General features: G+C 59.6%; 18 protein-coding genes, 1 tRNA gene and 3 pseudogenes. 6 read left to right on the top strand and 16 right to left on the bottom strand.

What is annotated here, in order from left to right:
• Positions 1-5 precede the first annotated feature (5 nt).
• The 15 genes and pseudogenes from HDG34_RS18090 to HDG34_RS18030 all read right to left on the bottom strand — a co-directional run bounded on the left by HDG34_RS18090 (position 6) and on the right by HDG34_RS18030 (position 14528).
• Positions 6-1166 (bottom strand): hypothetical protein, encoded by a 1161-nt coding sequence (locus tag HDG34_RS18090; RefSeq protein ID WP_221309167.1) that lies wholly within the window; start codon positions 1164-1166, stop codon positions 6-8.
• Complete coding sequence (locus tag HDG34_RS18085) at positions 1153-2370, bottom strand: AfsA-related hotdog domain-containing protein (RefSeq protein WP_184061551.1); 1218 nt, start codon at positions 2368-2370, stop codon at positions 1153-1155. Before HDG34_RS18085 ends, HDG34_RS18090 begins: the two co-directional genes overlap by 14 nt.
• Before the next feature lie 18 nt (positions 2371-2388).
• On the bottom strand, positions 2389-2889 hold the full coding sequence (locus HDG34_RS18080) for a DUF2867 domain-containing protein (protein ID WP_409259420.1): 501 nt from the start codon (positions 2887-2889) through the stop codon (positions 2389-2391).
• A gap of 10 nt (positions 2890-2899) precedes the next feature.
• Positions 2900-3535 carry an NAD(P)H-dependent oxidoreductase gene (locus HDG34_RS18075; RefSeq protein WP_184061549.1) on the bottom strand — a complete coding sequence of 212 codons (636 nt, stop codon included), beginning with the start codon at positions 3533-3535 and terminating at the stop codon, positions 2900-2902.
• 310 nt (positions 3536-3845) lie between these two features.
• A pseudogene (locus HDG34_RS39220) lies at positions 3846-4008 on the bottom strand (transposase); the annotation flags it as partial.
• Between the two features lie 19 nt (positions 4009-4027).
• Positions 4028-4284, bottom strand: a pseudogene (locus tag HDG34_RS18070) (reverse transcriptase domain-containing protein); the annotation flags it as partial.
• 8 nt (positions 4285-4292) lie between these two features.
• On the bottom strand, positions 4293-4568 hold the full coding sequence (locus HDG34_RS40160; RefSeq protein WP_409259419.1) for a hypothetical protein: 276 nt from the start codon (positions 4566-4568) through the stop codon (positions 4293-4295).
• A 477-nt stretch (positions 4569-5045) separates the two neighbouring features.
• On the bottom strand, positions 5046-6752 hold the full coding sequence (locus HDG34_RS18065; protein WP_184061548.1) for a fibronectin type III domain-containing protein: 1707 nt from the start codon (positions 6750-6752) through the stop codon (positions 5046-5048).
• A gap of 231 nt (positions 6753-6983) precedes the next feature.
• Entirely contained in the window at positions 6984-7208 is a 225-nt protein-coding gene (locus HDG34_RS18060) for a hypothetical protein (protein ID WP_184061547.1), read from the bottom strand.
• A gap of 115 nt (positions 7209-7323) precedes the next feature.
• Positions 7324-7746, bottom strand: coding sequence for a hypothetical protein (locus HDG34_RS18055; RefSeq protein WP_184061546.1), 423 nt, complete (start codon positions 7744-7746; stop codon positions 7324-7326).
• Positions 7747-7775: 29 nt separating this feature from the next.
• On the bottom strand, positions 7776-9725 hold the full coding sequence (locus HDG34_RS18050; RefSeq protein WP_184061545.1) for a bifunctional diguanylate cyclase/phosphodiesterase: 1950 nt from the start codon (positions 9723-9725) through the stop codon (positions 7776-7778).
• Between the two features lie 331 nt (positions 9726-10056).
• A complete protein-coding gene (locus tag HDG34_RS18045) occupies positions 10057-10998 on the bottom strand; it encodes an ABC transporter substrate-binding protein (protein ID WP_090807654.1) in 942 nt (313 codons plus the stop codon).
• A 117-nt stretch (positions 10999-11115) separates the two neighbouring features.
• On the bottom strand, positions 11116-12144 hold the full coding sequence (locus HDG34_RS18040; protein WP_184061544.1) for an ABC transporter permease: 1029 nt from the start codon (positions 12142-12144) through the stop codon (positions 11116-11118).
• Positions 12145-12157: 13 nt separating this feature from the next.
• Positions 12158-13675: a sugar ABC transporter ATP-binding protein gene (locus HDG34_RS18035; protein ID WP_090807657.1), complete on the bottom strand. Its 1518-nt coding sequence runs from the start codon at positions 13673-13675 to the stop codon at positions 12158-12160.
• A gap of 91 nt (positions 13676-13766) precedes the next feature.
• On the bottom strand, positions 13767-14528 hold the full coding sequence (locus tag HDG34_RS18030) for a GntR family transcriptional regulator (RefSeq protein ID WP_184061543.1): 762 nt from the start codon (positions 14526-14528) through the stop codon (positions 13767-13769).
• Positions 14529-14718: 190 nt separating this feature from the next.
• Between HDG34_RS18030 and HDG34_RS18025 the strand changes: the two genes are divergently transcribed.
• From HDG34_RS18025 to HDG34_RS18015, 4 genes and pseudogenes are all read left to right on the top strand, one after another.
• The gene (locus HDG34_RS18025) at positions 14719-16014 is read left to right on the top strand and encodes an L-fuconate dehydratase (protein ID WP_184061542.1); all 1296 of its coding nucleotides are present in this window, start codon (positions 14719-14721) and stop codon (positions 16012-16014) included.
• Between the two features lie 21 nt (positions 16015-16035).
• Positions 16036-16205, top strand: a pseudogene (locus tag HDG34_RS39215) (RidA family protein); the annotation flags it as partial.
• Between the two features lie 27 nt (positions 16206-16232).
• On the top strand, positions 16233-17429 hold the full coding sequence (locus HDG34_RS18020) for an aminotransferase class V-fold PLP-dependent enzyme (protein ID WP_184061541.1): 1197 nt from the start codon (positions 16233-16235) through the stop codon (positions 17427-17429).
• A 78-nt stretch (positions 17430-17507) separates the two neighbouring features.
• A complete protein-coding gene (locus tag HDG34_RS18015; RefSeq protein ID WP_184061540.1) occupies positions 17508-18527 on the top strand; it encodes a D-cysteine desulfhydrase family protein in 1020 nt (339 codons plus the stop codon).
• 93 nt (positions 18528-18620) lie between these two features.
• Here HDG34_RS18015 and HDG34_RS18010 read toward each other — a convergent pair.
• A tRNA-Leu gene (locus HDG34_RS18010) sits at positions 18621-18705 on the bottom strand.
• Between the two features lie 265 nt (positions 18706-18970).
• Between HDG34_RS18010 and HDG34_RS18005 the strand changes: the two genes are divergently transcribed.
• Together HDG34_RS18005 and yfcF are read left to right on the top strand one after the other, a co-directional pair.
• Positions 18971-19168, top strand: a complete 198-nt coding sequence (locus HDG34_RS18005) for a hypothetical protein (RefSeq protein ID WP_162634082.1) — start codon at positions 18971-18973, stop codon at positions 19166-19168.
• A 72-nt stretch (positions 19169-19240) separates the two neighbouring features.
• The gene (gene yfcF, locus HDG34_RS18000; RefSeq protein ID WP_184061539.1) at positions 19241-19873 is read left to right on the top strand and encodes a glutathione transferase; all 633 of its coding nucleotides are present in this window, start codon (positions 19241-19243) and stop codon (positions 19871-19873) included.
• Positions 19874-20121: the final 248 nt, after the last annotated feature.

Here is a 20121-nt window from a genome sequence, read left to right as displayed (position 1 = left end):
TTAATTTAGATATATCGAATGTGAGATGGCCTGCGATATCGAGGATTTACGCAACAGTAGACGCGATCCAAGGCAGCATTCGATTTGTCCTTGAAGCAATTTCCGTCGAAGCGGCATCTATGGATTTCGTGGTCGCGTCCTTGTAACGTTTTCAAAATCAGCTCGTTGTCTGCAAACAGGGCTCGCGACATTCCTACCAGGTCAACGCCCAGTTCGGCTCTTGCCTTCTCGGCGTCAGCCAGGTCCGCAACGAAACCGGCAAACCCCAGCGGCAGTCGGGTGGCCGCGCGAATCACGCGTATGCCATTGGCGAGACGTGCGCGTACCGAATCTGAAGGCTGGAGCAGTTGGTGAAAGGTCTCGCCAACAGTCATCGAGAGCTCGATTGCGGCCACATCAAGTTGATCAAGCATCGCGAGTTGCGGCGCAATCAGTTCAGGACGCTGCCCGCCTTCCGGCAGGCCGTCGTCGATGCCAAGCCGGACAGAGACCTCCATTGCAGGGTAGGCGTGACGAATATCGGCGATCACTTCGCACAACAGGCGCATGCGTCGCCCCGGGTCGCCGCCATAGGCGTCGGTGCGCCTGTTCGTGTATGGCGAAATGAAGCTGCTGAGTAGATATCCATTGGAGGCTTGCAACTGGACCATGCGTGCGCCTGCGAGTTGGGCGCGTCCGGCCGCGGTCACGAACTGTCGCCGCACGGTAGCAATGTTCGACAACGTCATCTCCACTGTACGATATCCGGGATCCTTTCCCTGTGCCCGCGCGCACGGTACGCCACTGGGCGAGAGCAGCACACCACCTGATAGCGCCGTGTTGCCTTGAGCACCGTAATGCTGTAGTTGAACGACAACTTCGCATTGTTGCCGACGACCTTTCACGAATAGCGGACGCAACGCTGCCATATGAGCATCGTCATGCAGACACAGGCCACGTACCTGAAGTCGCGTGTTCGAATCGATGGAGGCGTTTCCCAGTACCACCATGCCAGCCCCGCCGGCGATAATTCCCTCGTAAAAATTGATCAACTCACTTGACGCACAGCCACTGTGTTCGGCGGCATCAATGCCCATTGGTGCAAAATACAGGCGATTTTTCAGACGTAGTCGGCGTCCTAATGAAATAGACTCATTGCAGCGCCGATACCGGTTATCCGTTTTCACGAAGTTGTTTCCTCTGTTGCTGCAAAGTCTGCGGGAATGCGTATTCTGGGCTGTCGAGTTGTGTACTGCTTCCGTTAAAGAAGCCGTTACATTTGATCAGTTCCTGCAACGCGTAGCGCTGCCGCGCGTCCAGCGCTGCGAAGCTAAACTCGACTGCGCTCCCCTGTGCGTCGTCATTACGTTTCGACAGCGGCAGTACGATGAATCCGTCCCCTTGCACATGAATGCCAAGTCCAGCATAGGCGCCGTTGCGAGGTGGATGAGTCAGGCGCACACCAACCATCGACAGCTGCTCAATTTTCACTGGATACACGCCACCCGTTCGATCGGTTAGCAACCCGGTTGGCGAGACGCGATGAGAAAGAGTGAACCAATGGGTTTCTGGAAATGACAATGTACGCAGGCGCTTGAATAGCGGAAGTTTCATGATCGTCCCCTGCAGGCGGATCCGAGCGACCGGTCTTCCGTTCTGAAAGAACGAGGCCGTTTTGTCGATGACGCGAGGTTGATTGCGCATGAGCCGGTCGCTTTGACTGACCAAGATCTCCAATTCGTAAGCCGATTCAACGTAGCGATCAAAAGAGATGTCGAGATTGGACATTGAAATCGACACCTCTCCGCGGTGGAAACCCGTAGTCGAATAGACGTAGTGATACATCGCCTGTCTGGCGATCTCGATTAGCATAAGGCCGGGCACGTGCTCGTGCGTTTTCCGGTAAAAAAAATAGTTACCGGTATCGTTATGAGCGAGATAGCTGAATGTCGGTGCTAGCCCCGGTGCAAGGTGCGTGGACAGCAACACTCGCAATTTCGCAAGCTTCGCATCATCCACGATGGGCGAATGAATGGCGCTCCCCAATCGCTGCAATAGACGGATTACGCCCAAGGGGAGAACCGTGGCGGTCAAACGCCACCGGTCGCCATCCAACGAATAAAACGAAGACAGATCAATCTCGAAACCGTTCAGGCGCATAGCGTCTGCTGCTGATATTTGTGCCGGGACATCCTTAAGAATTCGGCCTGTGCCTTCGGGAATGTAGACGTTGTCTAGTAGCTCGTGCTCTTCTTGCGAGGCATTAGCGACTAGCTCATCCCACTGTCGAGCTGTAAGTCGCACGGACGGCGTGTCTTTCACACAGCGAACAAGCACATCATCCTGACTGTCCTTGTGCAATAAATTGGGAGTAATAGCAAGAAGTTCCATTCTACTGATCTCAACAGTTCAAGCACGGCTTGTCAGTTGGCGCAGCATGCGCCGCACGATAAGGCCATGAGCATATGCAACAGGCACCATATAAACTTTGCCGAAAAGATTGTGGGTTTTCACGCTTGCGGTTATGGTCAACTCCCGCTTCAAACCCAATGCAGGCGAAAGCATGAGCGCGACCAGGACGCACAAATGGCGGTCGTTAGCAACCAGAAAGAGTTCATCGTTGGTGATGTAGTCGACTTTAAAGAAGTCGACTACATCACCGGCTACTGGACTTGCTTTCGGTCTTTCCTGCGCAAATCCATTAATTGGACGAACTCCCGCTAGCGCGCAAAAACGATCGCGCAACCAGAAGGCAGTTCGAAGCAACTGGGAGCTGCTATTCGTCATGCCACAGTAGGACTCAAATGCGGTAACGCGTGAAGAAACCAAGCATCGGTCCTGATGGAAGAAGTCCAACTCGTTACGGGCAGCCAGCAAGGGAGCATTCGAGCAAATATCACGGACGTACACGCGGAGCTGCCTAGATCGACGATTGGTCTTTCAGTTGCGTCGCAGTGTCCAGTAGTGCAATCTGCTGCGCCTCAGCTTTTTCCAGCAATTGCTCGTATAGCTGGGAAGGGTCGACGTAGTCGTCGACAATCTGGCGGCACGCCGCGCGAACTTCAGCTTCCAGTGTTGTCTGGTCAAGAAAAACAGACTCGTAGATTGCTATGGCCGGCAGATACTTGGCCTTTACATAGTTGGCTGTCTGCTGGAACGGGCGTAACAGTTCGTCCAGCGTAAAGCGATTAAAGCCCCCGGCACGGTAGCCTTCGGGCGGTGCGCCGACAGTCGTGAGGACCAAGAACTCTTTACCAGCAAGCTTGTCACCCTCTCGAGCATAGGCGAATCCCGGCAGGAAAACGTCGTCCAGCCATTTTTTTAGCAGTGCTGGCACTGAGTACCAGTACAGGGGGAAAAGAAAAACGATGCGGTGATGGGCGGTTAGCAACGCCTGTTCGCGCTCGACGTTGAACCGGAAATGTTCATGAAATTTGCAGATTTCATGCAGTGTGACGGGATAATCTTCTAGTTGCCGCACGAATTCTGCACTGACCCGAGAAGCCGCCAAGTCAGGATGGCCCAAAATAACAAGTGTTTTTTTATTCATCTTCATACAGAAATGGATAGGCTATGTTTTGATTCACTGAACCGAGCATGCAGCCAATCGGCCACGCCGCAATAAAAAGGGTTTTTCAAGCGCTCGGATACTCCCGAGGTGGCCTTGGTAGCCCGTTGCATTCGAATGTGATTACTGATTATTTAGCATGGTGATAGCGAGAAACAAACCGATTTTTTCTTTTTTACCGAATGCAGTTTCGGCGAGTGCCGGTCTTGCATGCCGCTCAAAAACGATAGGGGGCCTATTTGATCATCGATGAACATCTCAAAAACCTATCACAATAGATAGGTAGTCGGCTCCGGGCCCAGCGCTGCTTCAATGCATCCACTACAGTGTGCTCCCCTGTTGCCAGCAATATCGGCTGGCGTCAGGTTGAACATCAGCAACCAACCATTGGTATCGGCTGCAATGTGCCGCTTGAGCCCCTCCACCTTCTTCGCCGCGTCGTAGCCTCGCTCATGCGCCGACTCAGGTTGCGCAATGCAAGAACTTCTCCAGGTCCACATCGACCACCACCCGGTAGACGTCCTGCACATGCCGCTGTGCCATCAGCACCGCGTCACGCGCCCGACGCCCCGGCCGGAAACCATAACTGTGTTCGGAGAACGTAGGGTCAATGATGGCTTGCAGGACTTGCAGCAGAGCTTGCTGGATCAGCCGGTCCGTCACCGTCGGTATCCCCAGTTCTCGCATCCGCCCCCGGGCTTCGGTATCTGCACGCGCCTCACCGGCTCGGGCCGGTAACTGCCATTCAGCAACGCTCCTGTATCCAGGGCCAGTGCGTCTTGAGATATGCCGCCGTCTCAGCGATCGACCTCCCATCCACCCCTGCACTGCCGCGGTTGGCTTTGACGCGTTTCCACGCCATCACCAGATTCGCTCTCGCGAACGCCTGCGCAAGCCGGTCGTCGCGCCCCAGGCTTCCGGCTTCGTCGTGCGCCGCCCGTGCTTTATCACGCGACGATTCCGACGTGGCTTCACCACGCCTCCTTTCGTCGCGCTCCGCCTTCGCGGACTTCTGCTGCATTGCACCTCCGAGCACCACGGCCTTCGGCCCTCCTACTCGTTCGGCCCTTCGCTGGCAGCTTTAGCCTTCCAGTTAATATGGCCTCTGCGGACTTCTCGCTCCGGCTCAGGACCGTCGCCCTGTCAGGCATGAGGCGAGATCTCCCCAGGTAAGAACGCACTCCTTCATCGCACAACCGCCGCATTTAGGCCGCTTCGCCTTGGTCACAAGAGCTTCGCGGCGTCTTGCCCGCTCGCCCTGCTCAGCAGCGCCTTCTATGCAGTTCTTGTTCATCGGCTCGCAATTTACGCTCCACCCTTCCTTTCCACACTCGGTCGCCCTCGTGCAGTTGCGCTTCACTTCATTCGCCGTGACCAGCTTATGGCGGGACTTTGCACCCGCAGGAATGCGCCCATGCTGGGCGCACAAAAACAAGGGCCGCTCGTGATGAGCGGCCCCTGAAAATTGAATGCCGATCAGTCAATCAAATCTATCCTTCTACCCGCGCCGCTTCTTCTTCAATTCGATCGTCTCGAACAGATCGTATTCCGGTGTCGGCGTCTGATCCGCGCCCGGCGCATGGTAGTAGTTCATCGTGATCGTGGTGTCGCCGCCGCGCTGCCCCGGATCGTAGTCGAACACCGCGATGCCGTAGCCGGTGCCGGTGTCGCGTTGGGCGGACCAGATTGCGTCTTCGACCGCGTCGGCGCTCGCGCGCACGAACGTGCCCGCGGTCGTCGACGGCACCGGGCGATTCGGCTTCGTGAAGATGCGCGCCTGCGGCAGGCCCGTGCCGGTATCGACGCCGTACACGTCGAGCGGCGCGCTCGTGCCGCCGCCGCCGAGAATCAGGTGGATCGTGCCGTGGCTCGTATCGAACGTCGATGCACCCGCCGATACCGCCGACATGATCGGCTTGGGCTGCAACGTATCGACCGGGTGCCCCGTCGCGATGTCGGTGCCCTTGTTGTGATTGCAACCGCGCACCGGATAGCTGCGCTCGTAGTCGTGATCGTGACCGCACAGCACGAGGTCCACACCATAGCGATCGAACAGCGGCAGCCACGCTTCGCGAATGCCCTTGTCGGAACCATTGCCGGTCTTCGACGAGCTGAGCGCGTCCTGATGCATCTGCACGATGATCCAGTCCACGTCGTTATCGTGCGACGCATGCTGCAGCACTTTTTCGAGCCAGCGTGTCTGCTCGCCATTGCTATAGCCGCGTACGTACAGCGACGTGCCCGCCGGAATCGGCGGATTGCCGGTACTCGCGACCGGCGTCAGCGGCGCGGGCCCGGCGACGAAAGCGGCGGCATCCTGATAGACGACGTCGTCCGCATCGAGCGAAATGAACAGCACCGAGCCGACGCGGAAGCTGTACCAGCGGCCCGGAAAACGCGTGTGATTATCGGGCAGCACGTAGCGCGACAGATACGACGCAAGGCCCTGCTCGCCGTTGTTGAATTCGAGCTCGTGATTGCCGGGACACGGCATCCACGGCCGGTTCGACGCCGACGTCTGCGCGTTGTTGCCGAAGTCGCGCCACACCTCGGGCTGCTGCGTCGGATTCAGATTCGCATAGCAGAGGTCACCGTTCAGCAGATGGAAGAGCGGCTGAAAGCGCTCGACGGCCGCCACCGCGAAGCGGCTTTGCGGCGACGACAGCACCCAGTTCGTATTCGGCGTCGCGAGATCGCCGTAGCTCGTCCAGCGAAACGGCGCGCGGCCGCGCGGCGCGGTACGAAAACTCGCGGTGAAGGGTTGCGCTGCATTGCCGTCGTTATCGGCCGTCACTTCGTACTGATAGCTCGTGTCGGCCTTCAACTCGCGCACGCGCGCGTGATAGTTGAATACGACCTCGCCGTTGAGGCCGTCGGTGTACGTGCTTTGCACCGCGTGCACCGTATGTTTCGCGTGGTCCCCGTTATTGGCGCCGCTTATGCGCACCTGCGGATTGACCGCGGGCGCGAGCGACGACCACGACACGGTAATTTCGCTCGTCGGATCGCTGCCCCAGGTCAGATGGATCTGTTCGGGCGTGCCATCGGGTGTGCCGCTATTGGCGCCGCGCGCGGTCGATGCGAGCGCGCCCGCCGCCGTCGCGAGACTCGATGCGCCGGCGAACTTCAGAAAGCCGCGACGCGAGACGATCGATGCGCCGTGCTCATCGGCAGGCGTTGTCTTGACGATTTTTCTGTTCGACATGTCCGGTATGGTTGTTCAGGTGGAAGAATGCCAGCGCAAAACAACGCCCCGCGGGGCGAGCGCGGACGGAAAGTGACGGACGATCGTAGCCGGACGGCGATGACAGCCCGATGAAAGATCGGGCGAATAGCGGAAGGAGGGTTCGATATCGAAAGGTCTATAAAAACAGATTGCCGGTGCAGCGCGTGATTCGATCGCGCGCATGCAACCGGCAATCCGCTTGACGTCCGTTCAGGTCTGGGAGCTTGTATCGTCCGTGGCTTGAGCGTTGTCGGCGTCGTCCTGCTTCTCTTCTTCTTTCTTTTCCACCAGCGATTCCAGCTTTCCAGCGCCTTCGAAACCGGCGATAGCGGCCACGCCTTTGGTCAGCAGACCCGCTTGCGGATCGACTTTCTCCGCGGCTTCAACGGCGGCAACCGCACCGGCAATCTTGCCCACTTCGTCCAGAAGTCCCATGTCGCACTCCCACAAAAATAAATGAAATTGCATCGTCTCACGAACTTCGCGGCATGTCCTCAAATGTTAAACCGCTTGACCATGAAGCTTTCGGACTGAAATTTAAGCGGCTACCTCACACGCGCGCGGGCGGCTGCGGATTGTTTCCGGGATTCGTGTCGTACCGTGACACGCGAACAATACCGTTCGCGTCGATCAGCTTCGACAAGCCGGCCTCGAGGGCATCGGCGACGTCCTTGTCATAGACTTCGTCGCCATTCACATGGAGCGTGAACGACTGCAGGTACTTCGCTTTCTTCTCCGGGTTCTCGATGGTTTGCCGTGTCCATTGATAAAGCGGGTAGTTCTCGATGCCCATTCTCTGCGCTTCGCTCACGTAGTCGGCGAATGCATCGAACTGGCATTTGAGCGTTGCGTGATGCGTTTGCAAAATGGCACGTAGCGCTGGATGCGCGGCGCACGAAGGGTCCGCGCGCAGCGAGTTGGCGAGTTCCATCGACGCGGTGATTCGCAGTTGAAATTGCAAGGGAGACGACATCACGACCTCGATCGCATCGGTAACGGATATCAAAAGTCCGCAGGCGCGGCCTTGTCGGCGACACGCGCGTCGAGCACCGCTTCGCACTGCTCGATTTCTTCGTTGCACATCGGCTTGCCGAGCAGATAACCCTGCGCATGCGTGCAACCGCATACGCGCACGAAATTGAGCTGCTCCTGGGTTTCGATGCCCTCGGCCGTGGTCGGCATGCCGATCTCGCGCGCCAGCGCGACGATGCCGCGCACCACGGCCGCCGATTCGCGCCGATGCACGGACTCGCGGACGAACGAACTGTCGATCTTCAGCTTGTCGAACGAGAAGCGCACGAGCGTGGACATCGTCGAAAAGCCGGTGCCGAAGTCGTCGAGCGCCAGCCCGATACCCAATGCGCGCAATCTGGTGATATTGCGGCGAGTCACTTCGTCGTCGTTCAGCAGTGCCGTTTCCGTGACCTCGAGATTGAGCCGCGTCGGCGGCAGCCTCGTTTTCCGAAGTATTGCCGTCACCGTCGATGCGAACGATTCCTCGCGCAATTGCACCGGCGATACATTGACCGCGACGATCACCTTGTCGCGCCACGCCGACGCCGCCATGCACGATTGCAGCAGCACCCATTCACCCAACGCGAGGACCAGGCCGGTGCGCTCGGCGGTCGGAATGAACGCGGACGGCGACAACTCGCCGCGCGTCGGATGGGCCCAGCGAATCAGCGCCTCGCGGCCCGCTACCGCGCCGGTATGCAGATCGATGATCGGCTGATACTCCATGCGCAAACCATCGAACGACTTCAGCGCGCCTTCGAGGTCGCTGCGCAGCAGGCTCAGGCTTTCGTCGGATACGTGCTTCTCGGCATCGAAAATCGCAAACGCGCTTTTGCCGCTGCGCTTGACGCCGTACAACGCGCGGTCCGCGCAGACCAGCAATTGCGGACCCGTTTTCGCATGTTCGGGATAGAGCGCGATGCCGACGCTCGCGCCGATATGCACGAGCGCTTCGCTCAACACGAACGGCCGCGCCAGCGTTCTGACGATGCGATCGGCCAGCACGCGCACGTCGCGAAGCTGCCCGGCGTCGTCCGAAATCGCGACGAACTCGTCGCCCGCCAGGCGGCCAACGTGGTCGCCGCTCGGCAGCAGATCGCGCAAACGGGAGGCCGCTTCCTGCAGAATCTGGTCGCCGGCGGCATGACCGAGACTGTCGTTGATCGCCTTGAAGCCGTCGAGGTCGATCAGCAGCACCGCGAACGCCTCGCCCTGCCGCGTCGAACTCTCGCCGGTGCGTTCGATCAGCAGCTCGTTGATACGCGCGCGATTCGGCAAACCGGTCAGGCTATCCTGGCGCGCGAGGCGATGACTGTTTTCCCGCGCGAGCAGCAACGCAACGGTGTCGCGATTACTGCGCAGCGCGACCGTGAAGAAGCCGGCCGCGCAAAACGGAGCCTGAAATAGCAGCACGAGCTTGCCATTGCCCGGCGACATCGCCGCGCCGACACTCAGAAAGCCGAGAATAAAAACGATCTGCAATAACGCAAGCCGCGGCGTGCCCGCATTGCGTCCGGACAATCCGCCGATCACACCGACCGCACAGACGTTTCCAAGCAGAAAAAGCGTGGGACTTCCGCTGATATTGCACAGGAATGTGCCAAACCCGAATAACGCGCTCCACAACAGACTCGCGAAAATAAACGCGGAAGTCGGCGTGGGCAGCCCAAGGGCTGCCCGCGTGCGGCATAACCAGATCAGCGTGAGCCGCGCGATCAGCAATGCGACGACCGCAATGCCCCACGCGGCATATAGAGGAATCGGATAAAGATAATACGCGGTTGCGCATACGCTGATTTCGCAAATCGACGCGAAAACGATCGATGCGGTTCGCGTGAACAGGTTGGCAAGCAGAATCTGCCGGTTGTCCGGACTCAGGTTCTGGGCCGAGGACACGACCCACCTGGAAAATGGAGACCTTGGTTCGGTAAAAGCCATGACCTGCGCATTCGACGGTGGGTGGGTCCGAATCGGCATGCGAATGGACGGCTCGTGCAGCGATTACATCAACATAAAGTATCAGATTAATGCATGCAATGGCGTGAAATGACCGGCAGCCGTGGATCAAAAGCCCTGCATGAGCCCGAATCCCGACTTGCTCGATCGAGTACGAGCGTTCGGATTACATGTTGTTGCGGCGCAACGGACCGCTCGATATAGCGCGATTCCGAAGTTGCGGAACGGCAATAAAAAAAGAGGAAGATCGTGGCTCTCCCTCTTTGATGATTGTCGCAGCCTCGGCTTGCCGAGTCGCGATCGCCGGCCTCGCTTAGTCGTAAAGCACGGCTGCGATCTTCGGATCGTTCATGTTGGTCTTGTCGTACCAGTAAAAACCGGTGTCGATCTTCTTCGGCAGCTTCTCGCCGTGCAGCGCCTTGACCGCCGAGTCGACCGTGCATTTGCCGATACCGACCGGATTCTGCGTAATCGCGCCGGCCATCAAGCCCGACATGATGTTCTCCTTCTGCTCCTTGCCGGAGTCGAAGCCGATCAGCACGAGTTTCTTGCCCGATTCCTTGACGCCGATCGCCGCGCCTTCCGCGGAACCTTCGTTTGCACCGAAGATACCCTTCAGGTTCGGATTCGCCTGGATCATGGTCTTGGCGATTTCCGCGGACTTCAGGTGATCGCCGGCGCCGTATTGCACGGACACGATCTTGATGTTCGGATGCTTCGACTTGATCTGATTGACGAAACCGTCGCGGCGATCGACACCGGTGCGGCTCGTCTGGTCGTGCACGATCACGCCGACTTCGCCGGAATTGCCGATCAGCGCGGCCATCTTGTCGGCGGCGAGCGCGGCGGCGGCGACGTTGTCCGTCGAGCAGGTCGTCAACGGAATATCGCTGTCGACGCCCGAGTCGAATGCAATCACCGGAATCTTTTCGTTCTGGGCGCGCTTGAGCAAGGGGATGGCCGCCTTACTGTCGAGCGCCGCGATGCCGAGCGCCTGCGGCTTCTTCGCGAGCGCGGCCGACAGCATGTCGATCTGCTTATCGACCATCGCTTCCGTTTCCGGTCCCTCGAACGTGATCCTGACGTTGTTCGCTTTCGCGGACTGCTCGGCGCCCGATTTGACGGCTTGCCAGAACTGATGCTGGAAGCCTTTCGAAATAAGCGGAATATACGGCTCGTCCGCATACGCGAGACTACTTCCGCCGACGAGCGCACCGACACCGACCACGATACCGATCAGTCTTCTCTTCAACATGGGGCCTCCTCCAATGGTTGGGCTATCAAGCCGCTATCGAGCGTTCGAGGGAGCCTTCACGTGCCCTCTCTCTCCTGCTCCTGCGTTCCCTGCTTATTTGCTGCTTCTGCTCCTGCGTCAACTTCTCCGGCTGCGCCGCAGGATGTCCGCATACACCGCCAGAATGATGATCAAACCGGTCACGACGATCTGCCACTCCTGCGCGACCGACATGATGCGCAGTCCGTTGGTCAGCACGCTCATGATGAAAGCGCCGATGATGGTGCCGAGTATCGTTCCCGAACCGCCGCTCAACGACGTGCCGCCGATCACGACCGCCGCGATCGCATCGAGCTCGTAGCCTTGACCGAGCGCCGGCTGCGCCGAATTGAGCCGCGACGCGATCAGCAGACCCGCGATGCCGCAGATCGCGCCGCCCACGCCGTAAATCGCGATCTTCCAGCGATCGACATTGACCCCCGAGAGCCGCACCGCTTCCTCATTGCTGCCGAGTGCGAACGTATAGCGGCCAAGCGCGGTGCGATTGAGCGTAATAGAACTGACGATCGCGAGAAAGAACAGGATCAGTACCGCATTCGGAATCGGCACGCCCGGCAGGAAATAGCCGATCAGCGAATCCTGGGAAATGCGGTAGAAGTTCTCGGTATCGGTGAAATAAATCGGCTTGTCCGCCGACACGACGAGTGAAAGACCTTTGAGCAGCATCATCATGCCGAGCGTCGCGATGAATGGCGGGATCTTCATTTTGGCGGTCAGCGTGCCCGATACCGTGCCGCATACCGCGCCCGTCGCGAGTGCCGCGAGCACGCCCATCCACATCGGCAGATGCCAGTACGTGAGAAACACGCCGCAAATCACGGCGGTAAATGTCATCAACGTACCGACCGACAGATCGATGCCGCCCGTAATGATCACGAACGTGGCGGCAATCGCCAGCACGCCGTTCACAGCTGTCGCCTGAAAAATGCCGAGAATGTTGTCAATCTGCATGAAGGCCGGCGATGCGAAGCTGAAGAACACCAGCAACAGGATGAGGCTCGCGAACGCGAGCATCTTTTGCACGGCGGTCGGCGCGAAAATTCGGGCTTTCAGCCCGGAAGTGCGCCTTTCGTTGTCCAGCGCCGCGGTATCCGTTCGCAATGTCATGTCGTAGACCTCTTCAGGCTTGTACCGTTTTCAGGGTTTCGCGCAGCGTCGCGAGATGCATGATGCGCTCCTGCGTCGCTTCGCTGGCGGACAGCTCGCCGGTAATGCGGCCTTCGCACATCACGACGATGCGGTCGCTCATGCGCAGAACTTCCGGCAGCTCGGAGGAGATCATCACGATCGCCTTGCCTTGCGCCGCCAGCGAGCGCAGCAGCTTGTAGATTTCGCTTTTCGCGCCGACGTCGATGCCGCGCGTCGGTTCATCGAAGAACAGTACGTCGCAATCGCGCTCGAGCCATTTCGCGATCACGATCTTCTGTTGATTGCCGCCCGACAGGAGCCGCACCTGCTGCGTCGCCGAAGGCGTGCGAATCGCAAGCAGCTTGATGAAGTGCTGCGCTCTTTTGCGAATCTGCCCGCGGCGCAGAAACATATTGATTGACAGGAACTTGCCGAGATCGGCCATCACGATGTTCGATTCGACATCCATTCCCGTAGCGAGACCGAAGCGCTTGCGATCTTCGGACAGGTAGCCGATGCCGCGCTTGACCGCATCACTGGGCCTCTTGATCGACGCCTTCACGCCTTTCACGAGTATCTCCCCCGATTCGACCGGATCGGCGCCGAACACCGCGCGCGCGACCTCTGTGCGGCCCGCGCCCATCAAGCCTGCGAAACCGAGTATTTCGCCCTTGCGCAATTCGAAACTGACGTCGCGCACGAGCGGACCTGCGACGAGATTTCTCACTTCGAGCGCGAGTTCGCCTTTCACCGGCGCGCTCTCGACCGGCGTCACGTCGCCCAGCGTGCGTCCGACCATCATGCCGATGATCGTCTCGACGGCGGTGCCCTCGGTCGGCACGGTGGCCACATACTCACCGTCGCGCATCACGGTCACGCGATCGGTGATCTGCTTCAACTCGTCCATCTTGTGCGAGATATAGACGACCCCGACGCCGCGCTCTCTCAATTGACGGATGATCCGGAACAGCTCGGCGATCTCGGCATCGTTGAGCGCGGACGTGGGTTCGTCCATGATCAGCACGCGCGAATCGAAAGACAGTGCTTTCGCGATCTCGACCATCTGCTGACTCGCGACAGTCAACGTGCCGACCATCGTGCGCGGATCGAGTTTCACGTGCATGCGGGCGAGGATCTCGCTCGCCTGTGCATTCAGTTTGTCTTCATCGAGAAAGAGACCCAGACCCTTGCGCGGCTCACGGCCGATAAAGATGTTCTGCGCGATGCTCAGATGATTCATCAGTTGCAGTTCCTGATGAATGATGCCGATGCCGACAGCTTGCGCGTCGCGCGGACCTTGAAAATCGACGGGCTTGCCGTCGAAGAGAATTTCGCCGGAATCGCGCGTATAGACGCCGGCGAGAATTTTCATCAGCGTCGACTTGCCCGCGCCGTTCTCGCCCATCAGCGCATGGACCTCGCCGGCCATGAGTTCGAACCGGACGTCATGAAGCGCTCTTACGCCCGGAAAGCTCTTGCAAAGATTGTTGACGGAAATGAGTGGGTTCATGTGCTGATCTGTCGACGGCTGCCTATATCACCAACGTTGTTACGGTGGAGCTTTTTACGGCTTGAACAACGGCTTTCATTCCAGCTTTCATTCAAGGCGCGAACAGGTCGGGCCGCTCTTTTGCGGACCGCTGCAATTCGGCGACGACCTGGTCGAGATGATCGTGCATCGCTTTCGCGGCCGCATCGCCGTCGCCGGCGCAAAGGGCCTTGAAGATGCTCTCGTGCTCTTCCAGCGTATGCGTGAGCCGTTCTGGACTCGCGAGCAATTGTCTCGCGCGGTCCAGCGCATTGCGCGACACCGCGACGATCTCCTTCACGCGCGGCAGCTTCACCGCGTCGAGCAGGATTTCATGGAAAGCCAGATCGAGCGCGTGAAATGCCAGACGTTCGCCACTTCCAGCCAGACTGCGCTGCTGATCGAGATTGCTTGCCAATGCGTCGAGCGTCGCCGTGTCGTGCATCAGCGCGACCCCACGCACCGTCTCGACTTCCAGTGCGCTGCGGATGAACAGATGCTGGCGGATGTCGTCGAGCGCGATCGGTTTGACGCGCGTGCCGCGTTGCGGCAAAACCTCGACGAGACCCGCATGCGCAAGCCTCGCCAACGCGGACGACACCGGAAAGCGCGACACCCCCATGCGTTCGCACACGGCCATCTTGTCGATCATCATGCCGGGTTCCAACGCCAACGTAACAATCGCTTCTCGCAACGCCGCCTCGACCGCGTCGGTCAAGCTGCCGCGCTCGCCGCCGCCGACTTTTTGCAGTGCGACATACGGGTCTCCGGCGGCATTCTCAAGTTCGGTCGAGGAATTCACGAAGGCCCTGATTTCGAGAAGACATGCTAGCATGCTAGAAAGTGAATGCCGCGTTGTCAACGCGTACAAATGCCTGGAAATAGCTAGGGATGCCTGGTATCTGGCAACTCCGGGCTTACCCGTACGCGCAGCAGGAACGCGCACACAGAGAATGTGCGCACGAAACCGATCCGTCTGCGTCCGCGGACGACAAGCCGATAGCCATAGCCCGGAGGGTGCGCAGATGACAACGATCACAAGGCTGTCCGTTCGGGACATCCGGTTCCCCACCTCACGTTCGCTGGACGGCTCCGACGCGATGAATGCCGCGCCGGACTACTCCGCCACTTACGTCACGCTCGAAACCGACACGCCGAATCTCACCGGCCACGGCCTCACGTTCACGATTGGCCGCGGCAATGAAATCTGCGTGACTGCCGTGAATGCACTCACGCCGTTGATCGTCGGCAAGAAGCTCGAAGATATCGCTGCAAATATGGGCGCTTTCTGGCGCGCATTTACTTCGGATAGCCAACTGCGCTGGATCGGCCCGGACAAAGGTGCGATTCATCTTGCCACCGCGGCGGTCGTCAACGCGGTGTGGGACCTGTGGGCGAAATCCGTCGGCAAGCCGGTCTGGAAGCTGCTGGTCGACATGAGCCCGGAAGAACTCGTGCGCTGCCTCGACTTTCGCTACGTGACTGATGCAATCACGCCGCACGAAGCACTCGCGATGCTGCATCGTCATGCGAAGACCAAGGGCGAGCGTGAAAAGGAAATGCTCGCGCACGGCTATCCGGCCTATACGACATCGGCGGGCTGGCTCGGTTACGACGACGACAAGATTCGCCGTCTCGCGCGCGAAGGCGTCGCGCAGGGATGGACGCATTTCAAGCAGAAGGTCGGCGGCGATCTGGAGGAAGACGTACGGCGCGCGCGCATTCTGCGCGAAGAGATCGGCGAGAACCGGAAGCTGATGATGGACGCGAACCAGGTGTGGGACGTCGATGAGGCGATCGCGAACATGCGCCGTCTCGCTGAGTTCGACCCGTGGTGGATCGAGGAGCCCACGAGTCCCGACGACATCCTCGGTCATGCGGCGATTCGCCGGCGGCTCGGTTCGATTGGCGTCGCAACCGGCGAGCATTGCCACAATCGCGTGATGTTCAAGCAACTGCTGCAGGCGCAAGCCATCGACTTCTGCCAGATCGACAGTTGCCGGCTCGGCGGACTCAACGAAGTGATCGTCGTACTGCTGATGGCCGCGAAGTTTGGTGTGCCGGTGTGCCCGCATGCAGGTGGTGTCGGCTTGTGCGAGTACGTGCAGCATATTTCGCTGTTCGACTATATCTGCGTGTCGGCGTCGCTCGAGAATCGCGTGCTCGAATACGTCGATCATTTGCATGAGCATTTCGTGGATCCCGTCGCGATCCGCAACGGGCACTATATGCCGCCGCAAAGGGCCGGGTATAGCATCGAGATGCTGGAAGGGACGCTGGACAGGTACTGGTATCCGGAAGGAGAGGCGTGGCAGGAATGAAGCTGGAGGGTAAGGGTTGGTGTCGTCGCGGCGACGGGCGACCGGCTCGAGCGCGTGGCACGCATCGTGCGCCTGAACGTGTTCATCGCGAGCACGCCGGCCGTCACGCGCGCAGCGCGGTGGATGTTGCGTCGCTGCCGGCAGGGGTCGCCGTCGAAGTCGAAGCGGGTGTCGCCTTGCAGAACGTCTGAATTCAACTCACACACTCGGAGCCGCCAATGTCTTCTCCGCTGTCGCCCGCTGTCATCGACGCAATACGCGCCCGCACACCCGGTGTGCGCAGTACCACGCACTTCAATCATGCGGGCGCGTCGCTGCCGTCGGCCGCCACGCTCGAAGCGATTCACGCGCATCTGTTGCGCGAAGCCTCGATGGGACCCATGGAAGCGGGCGCGGCTGCCCGCGAACAGACCGAACGGGCGCGCACGCTCGCCGCGCGACTGCTGAACGCTCAGCCCACCGAGATCGCGTTGACGACTGGCAACTCGCCGGGCTGGGGCGCTGCTTTCGCGGCATTGGGTCCGTGGCGCGAGGGGCAACGCATCCTCGTTGCGCGGCACGAATGGGGCGGCAATCTCGCGACGATGCGTCTTCTGGCGCAGTGCGCGGGCGCATCGATAGAGACGATTCCTTCCGATGAGAGCGGCAGGGTCGATCCTCGCGCGCTCGAAGCGATGCTCGACGACCGGGTCCGACTGATTGCGCTGACGTGGCTGCCGGCCAATGGCGGACTGATCAATCCGGCCGCCGCGATTGGGCAGATAGCACGCCGTCACGGCATTCCGTATTTCATCGATGCGGCGCAGGCGGTCGGACAGCTTCCGATCGACGTCGTCGAAGTCGGCTGCGATGTGCTGGCCGGCGCGGGCCGCAAGGCACTGCGTGGACCGCGCGGCACCGGGCTGCTATACGTCCGGCGAGATTTTCTGTCCCGCTTGACGCCGGCCTTCGTCGACACGTATTCCGCGCCGCTCGACGCCAATGGCGACCCTGTACTGCGCGACGATGCCGTGCGTTTCGAATCATCGGAAGCGTCGCTTGCACTGCATTGCGGATTGGCGAATGCATTGGACGAAGCGCTGGAAATCGGCATCGACAACATCCGCGCGCAGATCGACCGGACCGCGCAGACATTGCGCGAGCGGTTGGCCGCGATGGAGGGCGTGTGGGTGCTCGACCAGGGTGTCGAACGATCCGGTCTGGTGTCGTTCAACGTCGCCGGACTCGATGCCATGTCGGTGCGAGGCGCGTTGGCGGCACAGGGCATCACGATCGGCTCGAATGGCGTCGCGTACACGCCGTTCGATATGACTAGCAGAGGGCTGAAACAGATCGCACGCGCATCGGTCAGCTATCTGACCACCGACGCCGAAGTTGATGGACTACTGGCCGGGATACGGACGTTGACGCATTGAGCACTCGAGTCAAAGAGAACTTTGCGTCAGTCAAATGAATGGAAACGTCTCTTTCAACTCAATCGCCCGCACACGACCATGAACTCCGCCTCATCGCACCGCCTCGATTTATCAAAGTTTCCGCGCCATGCGCTTCTCGAAGGCCCGACGCCAATTCAGCACCTTGCGCGCCTGAGCGCTCGCCTCGGCGGGGCGGATATCTACGTCAAAAGAGAAGATCTGACGGGACTAGGTGGCGGCGGCAACAAGTTGCGCAAGCTCGAATTCCTGATTGGCGAAGCGCTCGCGCGCGGCGCGGACACCATCGTTACCGTCGGCGCGCGGCAATCGAATCATGCGCGCCTCACGGCTGCCGCGGCGGCTCGCGTCGGGCTTCAATGCGAGCTGGTGCTGACGAGAACCGTGCCACGTTTCGACCACGACTACATGGAGAACGGCAACGTGCTGCTCGATGCGCTATTCGATGCGCGCGTGCATGATCTTCCCGGCACGGCCAACGCATTGCAATTCGCCGAGGAACGCGCGAACGAGTTGCGAGCGCAGGGCCGTAACGTCTATGTGTGTCCGTTGGGCGGTTCGAGCCCGGTCGGTTGTCTCGGCTACGCGGACTGCGCAGCTGAAATCGTCGCGCAATCGCAAGCGCAAAACGTGGCCTTCGATCGCGTCGTGGTGCCGAATGGAAGCGGCGGCATGCATGCGGGGCTGGTCGCGGGTTTTATTGCGCTGAGCCTGGATCCGTCGCGTATTGCAGCATTCACGGTGTATGGGAACGCTGGCCACGCGCACACGGTTACTTTGGATAAGGCGAATCAGACGGTCCGGCTGATCGACCCGGGCCTAAGCGTGAGTGATGACGCGATCTCGATCGACGAAGCGCAGCTCGGACCCGGCTATGGCATTCCAACCGATAACATGCGCACGGCTGTTCGGCTGATGGCATCGACGGAAGGTCTGTTGCTCGATCCCGTGTATAGCGGCAAAGCATTTGCGGGTCTTGTGGAAAACGTGAGCAACGGGAAGTACAGTACCGGACAGAAAATTCTATTCGTGATGAGCGGCGGTCTTCCGGGGCTATTTGCCTATCGGAACGAGTTCTGAGCGCAGAAGCGGAGACAACGCGATGGTCTGATACGGCCGCCGTTGTCTGAAGAAAGCGCGAAGCGCTTGAAGATTCGAATCGACGATTCGAAATGGTGCCCAGGGCGGGATTTGAACCCACACGCCTTTCGGCGCTACCCCCTCAAGATAGTGCGTCTACCAATTTCGCCACCTGGGCAGAGGGGCGCCATTGTATCAGCCTGATTATTTTTTTGAAGCCCCTCGCGCGATATTGTTCTGCAGTTGCAATACCGGTCGAAAAACTGACGAGGCGTTCACCCCGTATCGCTGCCCGGCGACCGATTCGAGCGCGGCCCGGCGCCTCGCAAGAGCTCGTAAGGTCTGACGCTTGTGGGCCGCTACTCGGGTGAATGCGACAAATGGCGGACCGCTATGCTCGTACGCTGATGCGCTGAAAGAGCGCCCTTCACGCCGAACATATCATGTCACCACGACGCACATCTTCTTCGCGACTTCGGTATCGTCTTTTTCTCGCGTCGCTGCTGACGTCGATAACGCTGCTGCAGGGTTGCGCAACGACGGCGGAGAACCTTGCCGTAGGATTTGGTCTCGGCGCGGTCGGCACCGTGTCGGCGTTAGGCTGCCTGCTCGCGTGCGAGATGGCCAATCCGCACTGGTGAAAGGCTGCACGGCGCGCGACGAGCAGCTAGTATTCGAAGCTCGACATCGATGACTAACGAAAACGGACCCCTGTGGCACACCCGCCCTTTCACCTCTACGCCGACGCCCAATTCGCAAGCCCCTACGCGATGTCCGTCTTCGTGACGCTTCGCGAGAAGCGCTTGCCGTTCGACCTTTCGACCGTCGATCTCGCGAACAAGGCGAATCACGCCACCGACTATGCGGCCCGCTCATTGACGCGGCGCGTGCCGACCCTGATACACGAAGACTTTGCGTTATCCGAGTCGTCGGCGATCACCGAGTACCTCGAAGAGACTTTCCCGGACACCCCGGTCTATCCTCAAGATCGGCGTCTGCGCGCGCGAGCGCGCCAACTGCAGGCCTGGCTGCGCAGCGATCTGCTACCGGTTCGCCAGGAGCGTTCCACCGAAGTCATTTTCTACGGATCGCGCGGCGGCCCGCTTTCCGCCAGCGCACAAGAAGCGGCACAAAAACTCTTCGCCGCCGCCGATGCATTGCTTACGGCCAATTCGCCAAATCTGTTCGGCGAGTGGTGCATCGCCGATACGGACCTCGCATTGATGCTCAATCGCCTCGTGCTGAACGGCGATCCCGTTCCGCACAAGCTCAAGGAGTACGCCACGCAACAATGGCAGCGCGCCAGCGTGCAGCAGTGGGTCCAACTGGAGCGTCCATCGCTATAAAGTCGACCGGCGTGGCTGCCGCCACGCCGAAAAGCCATCGATAGAAGTGACAAAGACCAGAAAAATAGCTGAATACGGAGGTATTAAAAGATGCAGTAAACGCGAATATTACATTCGCGTTTTATCAGAGCTTCGCTGCTCCGCCATGGCCCGATTCCGCGCCCGCTTCCTTTGCTGCCTCGCGCGTACGATGCTGACAACGATCAGCACGATCGCAAGCAATGTCAATTCGATCATTGCGGGAATTC

This window comes from Paraburkholderia sp. HC6.4b, assembly GCF_014200875.1.
Lineage (GTDB): Bacteria > Pseudomonadota > Gammaproteobacteria > Burkholderiales > Burkholderiaceae > Paraburkholderia > Paraburkholderia tuberum.
Note: the sequence above shows the minus strand (reverse complement) of the source record. Positions and strands in the feature narration are given on the sequence as shown.